This window comes from Enterobacter sp. RIT418, from assembly GCF_003057745.1.
Classification (GTDB): domain Bacteria; phylum Pseudomonadota; class Gammaproteobacteria; order Enterobacterales; family Enterobacteriaceae; genus Enterobacter.
In genome coordinates this window covers 305,298-320,422 of sequence record NZ_QBJD02000003.1, presented here as the reverse complement: position 1 = coordinate 320,422, position 15,125 = coordinate 305,298, and the positions used below count along the sequence as shown (strand labels likewise).

The 15,125-nt window shown below is 50.5% G+C and carries 16 protein-coding genes and 2 pseudogenes; 14 read left to right on the top strand and 4 right to left on the bottom strand.

All coding sequences use genetic code 11. The features are described 5' to 3' along the window. The 10 genes and pseudogenes from vgrG to DBY73_RS22295 all read left to right on the top strand — a co-directional run. Positions 1-1,454, top strand: a 1,454-nt coding sequence (gene vgrG / locus DBY73_RS05310; RefSeq protein ID WP_146745748.1) for a type VI secretion system Vgr family protein, incomplete at its 5' end; no start/stop codon positions are given. Beyond that, positions 1,454-2,335, top strand: a complete 882-nt coding sequence (locus DBY73_RS05305) for a DUF6402 family protein (RefSeq protein ID WP_112010148.1) — start codon at positions 1,454-1,456, stop codon at positions 2,333-2,335. The genes vgrG and DBY73_RS05305, both read left to right, overlap by 1 nt. Further along, positions 2,332-2,763: a DUF6201 family protein gene (locus tag DBY73_RS05300; protein WP_112010147.1), complete on the top strand. Its 432-nt coding sequence runs from the start codon at positions 2,332-2,334 to the stop codon at positions 2,761-2,763. Before DBY73_RS05305 ends, DBY73_RS05300 begins: the two co-directional genes overlap by 4 nt. 116 nt (positions 2,764-2,879) lie before the next feature. Next, positions 2,880-3,185 carry a hypothetical protein gene (locus DBY73_RS05295; RefSeq protein ID WP_258458376.1) on the top strand — a complete coding sequence of 102 codons (306 nt, stop codon included), beginning with the start codon at positions 2,880-2,882 and terminating at the stop codon, positions 3,183-3,185. Further along, entirely contained in the window at positions 3,175-3,405 is a 231-nt protein-coding gene (locus DBY73_RS05290; RefSeq protein ID WP_112010146.1) for a hypothetical protein, read from the top strand. Before DBY73_RS05295 ends, DBY73_RS05290 begins: the two co-directional genes overlap by 11 nt. Next, a complete protein-coding gene (locus DBY73_RS22065) occupies positions 3,368-3,733 on the top strand; it encodes a hypothetical protein (protein WP_146745747.1) in 366 nt (121 codons plus the stop codon). The genes DBY73_RS05290 and DBY73_RS22065 overlap by 38 nt, the downstream gene beginning before the upstream one ends. 105 nt (positions 3,734-3,838) lie before the next feature. Beyond that, complete coding sequence (locus tag DBY73_RS05280) at positions 3,839-4,222, top strand: hypothetical protein (protein WP_112010144.1); 384 nt, start codon at positions 3,839-3,841, stop codon at positions 4,220-4,222. Positions 4,223-4,308: 86 nt separating this feature from the next. Beyond that, a complete protein-coding gene (locus DBY73_RS05275; RefSeq protein ID WP_112010143.1) occupies positions 4,309-4,707 on the top strand; it encodes a hypothetical protein in 399 nt (132 codons plus the stop codon). 383 nt (positions 4,708-5,090) lie between these two features. Beyond that, positions 5,091-5,419: pseudogene (locus DBY73_RS05265) on the top strand (type VI secretion system baseplate subunit TssE). A gap of 23 nt (positions 5,420-5,442) precedes the next feature. Continuing rightward, positions 5,443-5,669 (top strand): annotated as a pseudogene (locus DBY73_RS22295) (hypothetical protein); the annotation flags it as partial. A gap of 257 nt (positions 5,670-5,926) precedes the next feature. On the opposite strand, the gene DBY73_RS22055 reads toward DBY73_RS22295, so the two are convergent. The 3 genes from DBY73_RS22055 to DBY73_RS05255 form a co-directional block, all read right to left on the bottom strand. Beyond that, positions 5,927-6,067, bottom strand: a complete 141-nt coding sequence (locus DBY73_RS22055) for an Ecr family regulatory small membrane protein (RefSeq protein WP_146745745.1) — start codon at positions 6,065-6,067, stop codon at positions 5,927-5,929. Positions 6,068-6,139: 72 nt separating this feature from the next. Further along, on the bottom strand, positions 6,140-7,360 hold the full coding sequence (locus DBY73_RS05260) for a sensor domain-containing diguanylate cyclase (RefSeq protein WP_112010141.1): 1,221 nt from the start codon (positions 7,358-7,360) through the stop codon (positions 6,140-6,142). A 16-nt stretch (positions 7,361-7,376) separates the two neighbouring features. Continuing rightward, positions 7,377-9,506 (bottom strand): bifunctional diguanylate cyclase/phosphodiesterase, encoded by a 2,130-nt coding sequence (locus DBY73_RS05255; protein ID WP_112010140.1) that lies wholly within the window; start codon positions 9,504-9,506, stop codon positions 7,377-7,379. Between the two features lie 453 nt (positions 9,507-9,959). Between DBY73_RS05255 and DBY73_RS05250 the strand changes: the two genes are divergently transcribed. From DBY73_RS05250 to dbpA, 4 genes are all read left to right on the top strand, one after another. Beyond that, positions 9,960-11,114: a methyl-accepting chemotaxis protein gene (locus DBY73_RS05250; RefSeq protein WP_112010139.1), complete on the top strand. Its 1,155-nt coding sequence runs from the start codon at positions 9,960-9,962 to the stop codon at positions 11,112-11,114. A 144-nt stretch (positions 11,115-11,258) separates the two neighbouring features. Beyond that, a complete protein-coding gene (gene zntB, locus DBY73_RS05245; RefSeq protein WP_112010138.1) occupies positions 11,259-12,242 on the top strand; it encodes a zinc transporter ZntB in 984 nt (327 codons plus the stop codon). 278 nt (positions 12,243-12,520) lie between these two features. After that, complete coding sequence (locus tag DBY73_RS22290) at positions 12,521-12,655, top strand: hypothetical protein (protein ID WP_258458377.1); 135 nt, start codon at positions 12,521-12,523, stop codon at positions 12,653-12,655. Positions 12,656-12,712: 57 nt separating this feature from the next. Further along, positions 12,713-14,086 (top strand): ATP-dependent RNA helicase DbpA, encoded by a 1,374-nt coding sequence (gene dbpA, locus DBY73_RS05235; protein ID WP_112010136.1) that lies wholly within the window; start codon positions 12,713-12,715, stop codon positions 14,084-14,086. 44 nt (positions 14,087-14,130) lie between these two features. Here the strand turns inward: dbpA and ttcA are convergent, their stop codons facing one another. After that, a complete protein-coding gene (gene ttcA / locus DBY73_RS05230) occupies positions 14,131-15,066 on the bottom strand; it encodes a tRNA 2-thiocytidine(32) synthetase TtcA (RefSeq protein WP_112010135.1) in 936 nt (311 codons plus the stop codon). Positions 15,067-15,125: the final 59 nt, after the last annotated feature.

Genomic DNA, 15,125 nt, shown 5'->3' with positions numbered 1-15,125 from the left:
GAGATTCCCGGCTGCACGTGTCGGTCCGGGGCATGCCCTACACCGAACGTTACTGCTTCCGTCCGGCGGAAATCCCGCGCCCTGAAATCCACGGCACGCTTCCGGCACGCGTTGAGAGCCGGGAGAAGAACGACATTTACGCGCACCTGGACGAGCACGGGCGCTACCGGGTCAGGCTGGACTTCGACCGCGAAGGCACGGAGCAGGGCTTTGGGTACCTGTGGCTGCGGATGGCGAAGCCGACCGCAGGCGATACGCTGGGCTGGCACACGCCGCTTACCGACGGCACCGAGGTGGCGATAGCGTACAGCAACGGCGATATAGACCTGCCGTACATCGCATATGCCCTGCACGACTCCGAACACCCTGACCACGTCACGCGCGACAACCACACCCGGAACATCCTCAGAACCCCGGCGAACAACAAGCTGCGGATGGAGGACCGGCGCGGCGAGGAGCACGTTAAGCTCGCCACGGAGTACGGCAAAACCCAGCTCAGCAGCGGGCACCTGGTGGACGCGCAGGGGCAGCCTCGCGGCACGGGTGCCGAGCTGCGCACCGATGAGCACGGGGTTATTCGCGCCGGGACGGGGCTGTTTGTCAGCGCGGACGCACAGCCAAAGGCGCAGGGCGAGGCGCTGGACATGAGCGCCGCCCTGCAGGAAATCGAGCGGCTTAACCAGCAGCTGCAGCAGCTGGAAATGGCAGCAGAACAGGCGCAGGCGCTGAAGGCTGACGTGGATAGCCAGATAGCGATGTTTGCGCAGCGGCTGAAGCCGCTCAATGAGGCGCTGCTGATGTCCGCCCCGGAAGGGATGGCCCTGACCAGCGGGGAACATCTGCAAATAGCCGCAACCAAAAACGTCGCCATCAATGCAGGCGGGGATATCAGCGCCGGCGTCATGGGCAACATGACGGCCCTGGCGGGAGAAAAACTGGGGCTGTTCGCGCGCACCGGGCAGCTGAGCCTGAAGGCCAGCGAGGGCCCGGTGGAGATGCAGGCGCAGAATGCCAGCCTGCGGCTGTTTGCGGAGAAGAAGCTGACGATGAGCTCGGCGAATGACATCTCCTTTGCCGGGAAAAAGCGTGTCACGCTGATCGGCGGGGGCAGCTACCTGCGTCTTGAAGCAGGAAAGGTGGAGTACGGTACGACAGTATCGTATATGCGCAAAGTGAAGCGGACGATGGCAGCAGGAAGCAATACCTTGGATCAGGGACCGGCTGAAATGCCCGCTCCATTACCAAATTTATCATGTGGTCTGAATACCGCATGTTTCAGGGTCATAGATTCCTTAACAGGAACTGAAGATATGGAGTTTGCATATCAAGTTCAGACATCTACAGGCAAGGTGCAGGGAAGAACTGATTCAGCCCTAACGCATACAGTTAATTCAGACTTAGAAGAAAACGTAAACCTGGATTATGTTTTCCAGATCAGAGCGGGGACAAGGTAATGGCAGTTTCATCAACGACCACAACTAAAGAGCAGGAGCATAAGGAAAAGAAAGTCAGTGTTGATTTCTTCCACATTGATATGATCCCCAGTGCAATGAGAAAAATGGGCTGGGAAATGGCACCCAAATTAATGGAGCATTGGTTCAGCATTTCCCCAGCTTACTCGTTTAACAAAGAATCAAAAACTGAATTTCTTAACTGCGATGCAAGAAATATCCCCCTATCTAAGGTGAATGATAACATCGTGAAAATGGTATGGGCGAATCAGTTTCCCCAAGTGAAAAATGGCATCAATGAGCTTAGGTCATCGTGGAACACCATAAATAGCAGAAAGGTATTAAAGAAGCATATTTTCAATATAAAGCTTTCGGAAGGCGAAACTGTTAAATTTGGGTTTTCGGATGATGTAAAAGAATTAGATGCAACAACGCAAGCCAACTTTCTTATAATTGGCAGCAAGTTCGATACAGTTAATGATTGGTATGGCGCGATTGGAAACTGTAATTTAAAGGTATGTGTCCGTGGAACAGTCAACTTGCTCAATGGTGTACATACTCTCACCATCGAGTTTTTAGGGTTTTATATTAAAGATACATATGACTTTTTAGATGATGATAAATTCGGCATCGACATACCGGAATCATTAGGTGTTTGGGGGAAGGACCGAATTCTAAATAAGGCGGAAACGCTATCGTATATGTCATCGTATGGATCAGGTGCATTTGGTTTATTAGTGCGAATGTTTTACGGCTTTGTACCGGTTTTTAACTCGGATTTTAGAAAGTGGCAAAATAAACATAACACTGGCGGTGACTATATAGTTTTTTCTGATGTACTCTGGATGCCTCCATTAGATAAAGACCGACTGGTGATTCTATGATGAAAATGAAAAAGTTGAAATTAGTCCTAGTAATCATCCCAATTTTAATATTGTGGATGATTCTATCACCTACAGCCTTTTTTGGAGATTTCAACAAAGCACACGAACAAATTAGTGAAGATGGGAAATACAAAACTGTGGCTTACTATGTCTTGCCCACCACTCCAGTATCGTTTTTCCAATGGGCTATCGAAGGCGATGTTTTTTTGGTATTGTATGATGCAGAAAATAAATATTTAGGACAAAGCTCACCATTTGTATTTACAGATCAATATACTATCTTTGGAAATGATATACTCTTCCCTGATGATGCGGATGGTACAGAAAAATCACTATCCCTTAACGGGGTTAATGATTTCACCGAAGGCTACACAATTCCAGTAAAAAATAAAAAATGGTGGAGTGTTTTCTACTCATTTTTTTACTGAGTAGTAAATATAATTTTTTGTATAAAAATGGAATGAACTCACTGAAAGTTATGTGCGAATTTTTTTAGAAAAAATATAGCAAAACTAACGATAGCATTCCTTAATTTGCAAAAGGTATGGCGAAAGCCGGTCGTGTTGTTCAGGTTGTAGGTATAGTATTAACAGCATATGATCTTGAGCAGGCGACTGAAAAATCCATAAAAACTGGAAGTGTAAAACCTATTAGTGCAGAAGTTATTCGGCAAGCTGGTGGTTGGGGTGGATTTGTTGCTGGAGCAAAAATAGGCACTCTTGCTGGAGCCGCTGTGGGGGTGGAAACAGGACCAGGTGCAGTCATCACTGGACTTGTTGGTGGGATAATATTCGGTGCGGCTGGATATTATGGGGCAGACTGGGTTGCGGATTACATTGATGAAAATTAATTTATTAAGTTTGTTTACAAAGAAAAAGATTCAGAGTGATTTTCCCATTGGTCAGTTCAGTGCTTTGCCAAAGGAGGAGGGAGGCTATCCGTTATTTTTACCTATGGAGAAAAGTGATGTACATGCTCACTCAGCTCAATTTATGATAAAGCCTGAAGATCTGTCAGTTATTGAGCATCTTATTGAATTATTTTTTTCATGGAGCGCTAAGAATAAATGAGGAAAAAGAAAAAATTGTTTATCACAATAAAACTCTCATCTGTTATAGATTTACAGAATTTGGGCAAATCATAGTAAAAGTCATCACAAATGATAATGATTTTGTTAAATGTCTTTGTGATAAAGGCTTAGAACCTCCAGAACCAGAAAGTGTTTTCCCTGATAAGGACTTTGGTAATTATGGTAGTCTGCAAGGAGATATAGCGTTCTGGTGGGATGTATATTGGGAACCTTTTTGGAAAAGTTTGAATGAGAGAGAAAGAAATGAATACCTCGGACGAAGCAATTTTTCGGATGATATCATTGAATTTTTGAAGTTCCACGGTTAACTTAAAGACATACAACATCATTTGCTTCGAATATCCGAAATTCTCTATATAAACTTTACAAGTTAAATATGGATGAATATTCATTCTGGAAGGGGTAGGATATAAGTGAATAAGCACTTGCAAAAAGTATTCCTCCTGATCTTTATCTTAGCCATCATCCTTTCTGTGATTTTGATGGCTGTTAAGATCTTGGCTTATAGGGGCGCAATAAAGAATGATTCAGTATGGAGTCGAGATAAAAAGTGCGAGCTAGTCACTTATATTCCTGATTATCGCCCATATGGTGGAATTGGACGAGTATTGAGGTTGTTTTCTAATCAATCCTTCTTTATTGTGTATGACCAGAATGGAAAGAAAATAAAAAGCTCTGCATGGTACTTTTGGCAGTCTCAATTTTCTGATTTAGTGGCGCCAGAATGGCATGGACAGAACGCAACTTATCCTACAAGTGATGGATGGGACGGATGGAATATTCCTGAATGCGGTTAACATTATAGCAATTCATGTTTAAAACAATCAAATCACCAGATGTGACAATATTGGCATTGAAGAATATTCATTGATGGATTAAAAACATGCTTAGCTCAATCAAGTTCATAGTGAAATTGACACTCTGTTTATTTGTATCAATATCCATTATTCTCCTGTCAATAAAGACACTGGCTTATAAGAAAGCTACACCCAGCGAAAAAATATGGAGTGAAGACAGCTCTTGCTATGCCATTACTTACATTCCTAACTACAAGCCTTTTGGCGGGGTGGGTCGGGTATTGCGTCTTTTTTCAAATCAATCATTTTTCGTCGTCTATGACAAAACTGGAGAAAAAATTAAAAGTTCAGCTTGGTATTTTTGGCAATATCAGTTCTCTGACCTAGTTGCGCCTGAATGGTCAGGCATCGACTTTCTTTATCCTTCGGACAGTGGTTTTTCAGGCTGGACTTTACCTGAATGCAAGAAAATAAAAACATTATAGCAAAACTGATGATAGCCTTCCTTGGGTGCATCACCGTCCTGGTAGTTCACAATTTTGGTTACGAATGGTATAGGACATATTTTACACCAAGGAGTAGGGGGGTAGGGCTTGGATTTGTAATGTTCTACATGAGATATGTTATCATTCCTACTACATTCCTGTCTGCATTTATAAAACCAAAGCACTCTTCAGTAATTTTTGGCTTGGTTACTGTCTTCATGATTTATTTATGGCATGAAACCAATCCTCTCAGGATTATATTAATGCTTATCTCCTGTTCGGCAGGATATGTATTAGTGATTTTATTGAAGTATGTTCAGGAAAAAGCAGAATAAACCGGTCCAAAGCATAACTAGCGTAAAGTATTTGGAAACCCCATAAGCATGAGATATAAATCACCGTCTCTATACGAAATACTTACTGGCAACTTTACAGGGGATCTTCCCCTTGAAGTTGTAAACGAAGACGACCAGGTCATTTTATCTGCACTGGATAACATCCAGCGTATTTTAAACGCCCGGGCCGGTACTGTATCCCATCTACCAGATTATGGTTTACCCGATATGACCAAAATTCAGTTGCGCTACGCCATTGACGCGGAACTGGGTGGTGTCGGGCTGGTGCGGTATGGCACCGAGTTTATGACAGAGGGAAAGTCATGCTCAGGCATCTGAAACAACAGCAGTATCTTGACGCCCGTTCTGCAATGTAGCGCTTACCCTGGCGAAAACTGTGATGACAATACAATCTGAATACCACTTCTAAACCGGTGGCGACCCGCGGACGTTAGCGGATTATGCTGCATTCTGGAAGCGCTGCTCTCCCGGCAGTGGGGAAACCTCTGGACGCAGCCGGTCCATGCGCAAATGGAAATTCTCAACACCCTCAGCACACGACTTCAGCAGGTGATGAGCACGCTGACCCTGACGTACGCCGATTTGAGCCAGTTGTACCAGGCGGAAGCGCCCGAAGAACAGCCCTGGCTCTACTGTCAGTTCGCTATGACCTGCTGAAACAAAAAACGGTGGAATAGTCCTGTTATACTCCTCGCTTATTTTCATCTGACGCGAAACAGCGATACAGTCCCGCACCTGTGAATCATTCCCGCGACCGTAACCACCGGACCCCATGGATCTTTCATGAACTGTCTTTTGTAGAAAAATACTTTATAAGCGAGGACAATCTTATAGCACGTTAAGAAAATATTCGTGTGCCGGTATTACGGTGCCTCAATAGTCGGATACAGGCTATTTTCAAGATAACTTACCCAAATCCATATCTCACCGCTGAAGATAAACCATAGGCCGAAAATAATCAGGCAGGTAATGATTAAGATGAGTATTAATTCGGTTTTGCCCATTTAACGCTTTACCCACCTTAAAGTATTTTTTGAGTGGGGCATTGTAGCGGGGCTTCAATCAATACTCCAGCGTCATGCGGCAAGGACCTTATTACGGCCGTCATTCTTCGCGCGATACAGTGCGTCATCCACGCGTTTGAAAAGCTCGTCAATGCTTTCGCTTTGTTCATGCCGCGCGACGCCAATGCTGACGGTAAAACGCGGCAGGCCGGGGATTGTGATGCGCGCGACGGCGGCGCGGATCGTTTCGGCGATATGTATCGCCGCATCAAGAGGCGTACACGGGAGCAGGATCACGAACTCCTCTCCGCCCCAGCGAAACACATAGTCCTCTTCACGACAGCAGGCTTCCAGCGTGCGTGCGAGGGAGATTAGCACTTCATCCCCCTTCAAATGGCCAAAGACATCATTGATGTTCTTGAAACGATCGGTATCGACCAGCAGCAGGCTGAGCGGCTGCGGGCTGGGTATCTGGGATTCGATGATGCTGTAAAACTGTCGGCGGTTGAGCAGCCCGGTCATCGCATCATGCTGCGCCGCATGCTCAAGCTCGAGTTCAAGCCGCTTTTGTTCGGTGATATCGTGGACGATGCACAGCATCAGCTTATCGCCGTAGATCTCTATCGGCCCTGCATAGGTTTGAACGTGCCGGGTTGCTCCATCAGCAAGACGATGGACGAAATTGAGCGGTTTATGCCCACCGGGCAGGCGCGATATCTCGGTCATAATCGGCAATATATCGCGCCCCATCGTGTTAATTTCCCAGGTATGTTTGCTGCACATTTCGTCATGGGAATAACCGTAAAAATTCAGCGCCGCAAGATTTGCATCTACAATTTGGCCTTCCCGGGCCGGGTCGATTAACAGCATTGGGGCAGTGTTGGTGAAAAAAAATCGGGCGTAGAAACCCTGCTTTTTACGCTGATAGCTTGCTGAACGGCTGGCTTTCAGCCCGGTCTGTGCTCCCCGTTCAATACCTTCAAAAACGATGACCTCGCCGTAAGGCGCAAGCTCGGAAAGCGTTAAGCGACAGCTGAGGGGAGCGAGCCGCGCGTCGCGGCACACCGTCCAGATTTCAACGATTTCGCGGGCATTTTTTAAATCAGGCACATACATTGAAAGCGACGTTTGCGCGCTGGCGGAATAATGTCCACCGCGCATTTCTTCAAGCGTGCGGTTTCCCATGATCCGTGTGGCCGCCGCATTCGCAAAAAGAATGCGTTCGCAAACGGGTGAAATCACCCATACCGGCGTATGAATCAAGTTCAGCGCATCGAAGTCATGTTGCGGCATAGGTCATTCCTTTTCTTCAGCCATGATTTTTCTGCGAAACGGCAGGCGATTCGGTAGGCACTTTACCAATAGGTATAATTTGTTTATCGGAATTTTTCTGCAGCAATAGCCACGGAATTTGCTCAGCAGGCAAAGGGCGGGAGAAAAGATAGCCCTGTAAAAAATCACATCCCAGCTCCGTGAGGATGTCCCGCTGCTGCTGCGTTTCGATACCTTCCGCGACAACGTTCATTTCCATCGTCCTTGCAATCGTTACAATGGTTTCCACCAGTTTACGGTTTTTAGAATTATCAAGCATTGAGCTGATGAAGGACTTATCGATTTTAAGCTCTTTTGCAGGCAGCACGCTCAGCATCAATAAGTTCGAATAGCCTGTGCCGAAGTCATCAATAGAGACGGTAATCCCGTCCCGGTTAAACGCATTAAGCAACTCAATGCTGCGGTCGAGGTTTTTAAGCGCGGTACTTTCGGTGACTTCCAGAATCAGCCTGGAGGGGGAAAGGTTATATTTCTGCAGCGCCGCGGAGACAATCTGGAAGATATCCTGCTGCTCGAACTGTGCAGAGGATAAGTTAAGCGATAGCGTCCACTGGCTAAAGCCCTGTTCCGTCCAGAAGTTCAGCTGTCGGCACGCCGCTTCAATGGCCCAGTTCCCTACGGGGATAATTAAACCGGTTTGCTCGAGCGAGGGTAAAAACAGGTTCGGCAGCAAAACGCCTTGCTCCGGATGGCGCCAGCGAAGCAGGGTTTCGAAGCCGTGTATGGCGTTTTGTTCGGCATGCCAGATGGGTTGGTACCACAGTTCAAACTGGTCTCGCGCAAGCGCCTGCGACAGCTCCTGCAAAAACGCCGGTTCGGTGGGGGCCGCGGTGGACATCTCAGGGCGATAAACCGACCAGCCGTTACGGCCTTCGCGCTTGACATGCTGCATGGCAGCATCGGCCTTGAGCTTCAGCTCATGCAGCGTTTCACCATGGTCCGGGTAAAGACTGACGCCCGCGCTGAGCGTGCAGGTCAGCGCATGTCCGCAAAGCGTGTACGGCCTGCGCACATCCTCAAGCAGGGAAGGAAGCAGCGAGTTCAGCGTTTCGCCGTCGGCGTCTGGCAGAAGTAATATAAACGCATCACCGCCCAGACGCGCCAGCGTCATGTCGCGGCTCAGCCCGGCGGTGATGCGCTGCGTAACGTTAACCAGCAGTTCGTCACCCACCTGATGCCCCCAGGTGTCATTTACGCGCCTGAAGTGGTCTATGTCCAGAAAGGCCAGGCCAAACTGCTTCTTATTCAGCAGCGCATTATGCAGGCAGTCCTGGAGCTGCTTGTCCATCTGCTGGCGATTCACCAGCCCCGTCAGGGTATCAAAATTCGGCTGTAGGGCGAGCTGCTGGTTTAGCTGCCGCAGGTTGTCCGTCAGCCGACCGGTGCGCCAGTGGGAATCTATCAGCGAAATAATCAGCATGATCCCAAGAAGGCACAGGGTAGTGACGGACACCCAGATTGAAAGGCCCAGCTCGCTAATTCCGCCCGGCAGCGTACGGGACATATCGTGGAAATGCGCGGCGCTCATGCCGGTGTAGTGCATGGCACAAATGGCGGCGGCCATGACCAGCGCCGCCGCGATGCGGTTGATAAATACGCCTTTGTGTTTATCCCGCAGGTGAAACGCCATCCACAGCGCAGCGCCTGAGGCAACAATCGCAATCACGACAGAGAGCAGAACCATCCGTTCGTTCCAAATTATTCCCTCATCAAGCATCAGCGCCGCCATGCCGACGTAATGCATGGATACCACGCCCGCGCTGAGTATCAGCGTGGAGAGGAGAAGGCGAAGGCGTGAAAGGGATTTTCCCGGCACGACGATATTAATTGCCAGGGTAGAGGCGAGCACCGCAACGCCCAGCGAGGCCAGGGTAAGCCAAAGATGATAGCTCACGATCATCGGCATTTTCATCGACAGCATGCCGATAAAATGCATAGACCAAATTCCGATGCCTAACGTGACGCCGCCGGCTACGCGCCAGAACAGCGCGGCCCTGCGGCTGGAAAGGCGAATCTTGCCCGCGCTGTCTAACGCAACGAACGAGGCGATAAACGCCACCAGAAAAGAGATGGCTATTAAAATAGGGTCCCACGATACGTTAAGCATTATGCAATCCCGCGCCAAAAGAGTCTGAGTAGGTTTATCGGGCATGTCGGATGGCAGGAGATGACATGCTCGCTCAATAAGATTAGTGATTTATCGTTTAAAATGACCAGCACAAGAACAGATATTATGCGGGTCCTCACTATACGATATATTTTGCGTGCCCATCATTAAGCGTCGCTAAACTCTTTTCGGAGAAAGTTGCAATACGCCTTAAATAATCGCGACGTCGCATCGTATGGCTAAAGTGGAGAGTATCTCGTCTACATTATCTGAGCCAGCGGAACGGAGGAAGGTGAAAGGTATTTCTGCTAATACGATGCTTTATCGCGCCCTAAGGTAAATTGCGCCAATCAAGCAGCGAAACGAAAAACAGGCGTCGAACGTGAGGACAAACTTCTGGCGTGGTGCTATAAAACCTAATGCCGATCAAAATATAAAGTCGTGGTAACGATCATGCTTAGAAATATGAGCGTCAGAACCTTTATCGTCTATTTTTTGCTGTTTGGCTTTTTGATAAATGCGGTAGTGTTAGCTTTATTTTCAAATAACGCCGTGCTTGCCATTTCAATCAATGTGATAGACTTCACTATGTTATTCCTGCTTTGGGTATACATGACAAAATATCTTGTGACGCCGATCAATACTGTGAAAAAAAGTATTGAAGAAGTCACCTCCGGTAATCTTGCCGTTTCGATTCCAGAGTTTGGAAATAACTGCGCTGGCCGTTTAATCCCGGGAATTAATAGCTTATCCAGCAATATCGCGACGCTGGTGCGCGAGATCAGGGCCTCATCCCAAACGGCCATGACCCTCTCAGAGCAGCTTTCTTCGCGCAGCGCCCAGCTTTCGGTTAAGACCGAGCAGCAATCAGCTTCGCTCGTACAGACGGCTGCCAGCATGGAACAAATGGCGGCGAGCACAAAAAACAATGCGGATAACACCCGCATGGCCAGCGAGCAGGCAAGCGCGGCAACGCTTCAGGCGCGAAAAGGCGGCGAGCTAATGGGGCAGGTTGCGCATAACATGCAGTCCATTACCGAGTGCGCTCAGCAGATGACGGAGATCATCTCCCTCATCGACGGCATTGCTTTTCAGACCAACATCCTTGCTCTCAACGCAGCCGTTGAGGCTGCCAGGGCGGGCGATCACGGTAAAGGGTTCTCGGTTGTCGCGGGCGAGGTTAGAAGCCTGGCACATCGCAGCGCAGAGGCGGCTAAAAATATCAAAACGCTTATCGACGTCACCAGCAATAACGTGACGCAGGGGGTCACCGTGGTGTCGCAGGCTGAAAAAAATATGCAGGAGATTGTGGCGGGGTCGAGTAACGTCAGCAAACTGATGGACGACATTTCGGCCTCAACGTTTGAACAGGAGAAGGGCATTTCGCAAATTACCCTTGCGCTGTCTGAACTCGAGCGCGTTACGCAGAGCAATGTTGCGATGGCGGAAGAGCTTAACGGTTCGTCCGACGTCCTGCGTAACCAGGTAATTGAGCTGCAGAGCCGGACGCGAAACTTCCACCTCGGCAGCGACGTTCCGCAAGTTGATTTTTCACCCCGCGTTGCGCCGCAACCGCGGCTCTCCACCCCTTCACCATCCTCATTCTGATAAAGAGAAAGCCGGGCTACGCCTGGCTTTTGCGTTTCCCCGCGGTCAATTTCTCAACCTATTCAGCGTGATGCCCACATAATTATTGCTTAACGTTGAGCGAAAGCTAGACTGACACCGTAAGAGATGAAAGGTGGAGGCGGTGTGGAAAGCATTAAAGGATCTGAAGTTAACGTTCCTGACGCGGTTTTTGCGTGGGTGTTTGACGGGCGGGGCGGCGCGAGGCCGCTGGAAGACGGTGATGACATTGACGGTGAACATCCCTGCTGGCTGCACCTGAACTATACGCACCCTGAAAGCGCGCAGTGGTTAGAAACGACGCCGCTGCTGCCGAATAACGTTCGCGACGCGCTGGCGGGCGAAAGCCTGAGGCCGCGCGTCAGCCGCATGGGCGACGGAACGCTGATCACCCTGCGCTGCATTAATGGCAGCACCGACGAACGCCCTGACCAGCTCGTAGCGATGCGTCTCTATATGGATGAAAGGCTGATTGTCTCTACGCGCCAGCGCAAGGTGCTGGCGCTTGATGATGTGGTCAACGATCTGAAAGAGGGGACAGGCCCTACCGATGGCGGCAGCTGGCTGGTGGACGTGTGCGATGCGCTGACCGACCATGCCAGCGAATTCATCGAGGAACTTCACGATAAAATCATCGATCTCGAGGATAATCTGCTCGATCAGCAAATTCCGCCGCGCGGCTTTCTGGCGCTGCTGCGTAAACAGCTGATCGTGATGCGCCGCTACATGACGCCGCAGCGCGATGTTTACGCGCGCCTTGCCAGCGAGCGTCTGAGCTGGATGAATGACGATCACCGCCGCAGAATGCAGGATATTGCCGACCGTCTCGGACGCGGTCTGGACGAAATTGACTCCTGTATCGCCAGAACCGCGGTGATGGCCGATGAGATCGCGCAGGTGATGCAGGAATCGCTGGCGCGACGGACGTATACCATGTCGCTGATGGCGATGGTGTTTTTACCGAGCACTTTTTTAACCGGGCTTTTTGGCGTCAATCTGGGAGGGATCCCCGGCGGGGCTTATCGGTACGGTTTCTCCGCCTTTTGCATCATGTTAGTTGTTTTGATTGGGGGTGTAACGTGGTGGTTGCATCGCAGTAAATGGTTGTAAAATTGTGCTTTTTCGCCGCTGTACGCGCCTCAAAACGACATTTTAATTGAGCGAAGTCAATAAACATCCGCCCCGTAAGGTGCAATATTGGTCCCGCAGGTGAATGCAACGTCAAGCGATGGGCGTTGCGCTCCATATTGTCTTACTTCCTTTTTTTGAATTACTGCATAGCACAATTGATTCGTACGACGCCGACTATAATTAGTCGGCTTTTTTTTGCCTCCAGCCCGTCAGCGTCTACCCTAAAAGAGCACTTCCCAACGCTGGAGGAAATGAGAATGCTGCACTTGAACGTCCGTCAGTCCGATCCGGTACCCACCGATCCGACGCCAATGCCCGATCCCATCCCGCGTCCGCAGCCAATGCCGGACCCGCCGCCGGATGAAGAGCCGATTAAAATGTCGCATCGTTAGCGGAGATCTGCGAGGATACGCGCCATCTGTCTGCGCTAATGACCACGAGAGACTATTGTGACCGCTTTTTCTACGCTTAATGTTCTGCCTGCCGCCCAACTTGAGAACCTCAACGAGCTGGGCTATCTCACCATGACCCCCGTGCAGGCTGCCGCTCTGCCCGCCATTCTCGAAGGACGTGATGTCCGCGTGCAGGCCAAAACGGGCAGCGGGAAAACGGCCGCGTTTGGTCTGGGCGTGCTGCAACATATTGATGCTGGCTTGTTCAAAACGCAGTCCCTGATCCTGTGTCCGACCCGCGAACTGGCCGATCAGGTGGCGGGCGAGCTGCGTCGGCTGGCGCGTTTTCTGCCCAACACTAAAATTCTGACGCTGTGCGGCGGCCAGCCGTTTGGCGCGCAGCGTGATTCTTTACAGCACGCGCCGCACATTATCGTGGCAACGCCGGGCCGTCTGCTCGATCACCTGCAGAAGGGCACCGTCTCGCTCGACGCGCTGCACACGCTGGTGATGGACGAGGCGGACCGCATGCTGGATATGGGCTTTAGCGACGCCATTGATGAGGTGATTCGCTTCGCTCCGGCAGATCGCCAGACTTTGCTGTTCTCTGCCACATGGCCAGATGCCATTGCCGCCATCAGCGGGCGCGTGCAGCAAAACCCCCTGACCATCGAGATCGACAGCGTTGATGCGCTGCCGGCGATTGAACAGCAGTTTTTTGAAACGTCACAGCACGGCAAAATTCCGCTGCTGCAAAAGCTGCTCAGCCAGCACAGGCCCGCCTCCTGCGTGGTTTTTTGCAACACCAAAAAGGACTGCCAGGCGGTATGCGACGCACTGAATGCGGCCGGGCAGAGCGCGTTATCGCTGCACGGCGATCTGGAGCAACGCGATCGCGATCAGACCCTGGTCCGCTTTGCCAACGGCAGCGCGCGCATTCTGGTTGCCACGGACGTCGCGGCGCGGGGGCTGGACATTAAATCCCTGGAGATGGTGGTAAACTTCGAGCTGGCCTGGGACCCGGAGGTCCACGTTCATCGCATCGGACGTACCGCGCGCGCCGGTAACACCGGCCTGGCGATCAGCTTCTGCGCTCCGGAAGAGGCTCAGCGCGCCAACATTCTGTCTGAAATGCTGCAGCTCAAGCTTAACTGGGTCAATGCGCCTGTCGGCGTCAACGTTGTTCCGCTGGAAGCGGAAATGGCCACGCTTTGCATCGACGGCGGCAAAAAGGCCAAGATGCGTCCGGGCGACGTGCTGGGTGCACTAACGGGAGACATTGGTCTGGACGGGGCTGACATCGGAAAGATTGCGGTACATCCGGCCCACGTGTACGTGGCAATTCGCCAGCCTGTTGCGCATAAGGCCTGGAAGCAGCTGCAGAGTGGGAAAATTAAAGGCAAAACCTGCCGCGTTCGACTGCTGAAATAAGCCTGAAAAGGCGTCTCAGAGACGTATTCTGAGACGCTTTCGCATTATTTCACTTCAACAACGTTCAGACGCAGTTCGTCGAACTGCGCCTCATCGTCTTCCGGCTGCCAGCCGGCTGGCTGCATCGGGATCTCTTCGCGATCGAACGCTAAATCCCCGCCGTTTACTACGTCTGAATCGTGATTAATGCCTTTAAAGTCAAACAGCTCGGTATCCGCAAGGTGTGAAGGGACCACGTTCTGCATCGCGCTGAACATGGTTTCAATGCGGCCAGGATAGCGTTTGTCCCAGTCGCGGAGCATATCGCCGATGACCTGACGCTGCAGGTTTGGCTGAGAGCCGCACAGGTTACAAGGGATGATCGGGAATCCTTTCGCCTGCGAGAAGCGCTCGATGTCTTTCTCACGGCAGTAGGCGAGCGGGCGAATAACGATGTGCTTTCCGTCGTCGCTCATCAGCTTCGGCGGCATGCCCTTCATTTTTCCGCCGTAGAACATATTCAGGAACAGCGTCTGCAGAATATCGTCGCGGTGGTGGCCAAGCGCAATTTTGGTTGCGCCCAGTTCCGTCGCGGTGCGGTACAAAATGCCGCGGCGCAGGCGAGAACAGAGAGAGCAGGTCGTTTTCCCTTCAGGGATTTTCTCTTTAACGATGCCGTAAGTATTTTCTTCAACGATCTTATACTCAACGCCCAGCGTCTCAAGATACTCCGGCAGAATGTGCTCCGGGAAGCCCGGCTGTTTCTGGTCAAGGTTGACTGCCACCAGGGAAAACTTCACCGGTGCGCTTTGCTGAAGATTGCGCAGGATCTCCAGCATCGTGTAGCTGTCTTTACCCCCTGACAGGCAGACCATGATGCGGTCACCTTCTTCAATCATGTTGAAGTCTGCAATGGCTTCGCCAACGTTACGGCGCAGTCGCTTTTGCAGCTTATTCAGGTTGTATTGATCTTTCTTTTTAATCTCTTGATTTTGCGACATTTATAATTTACTCAAATCTCAAATGGGGCACCGGCAGGGCGCTTTGGACCGCTAAGGCG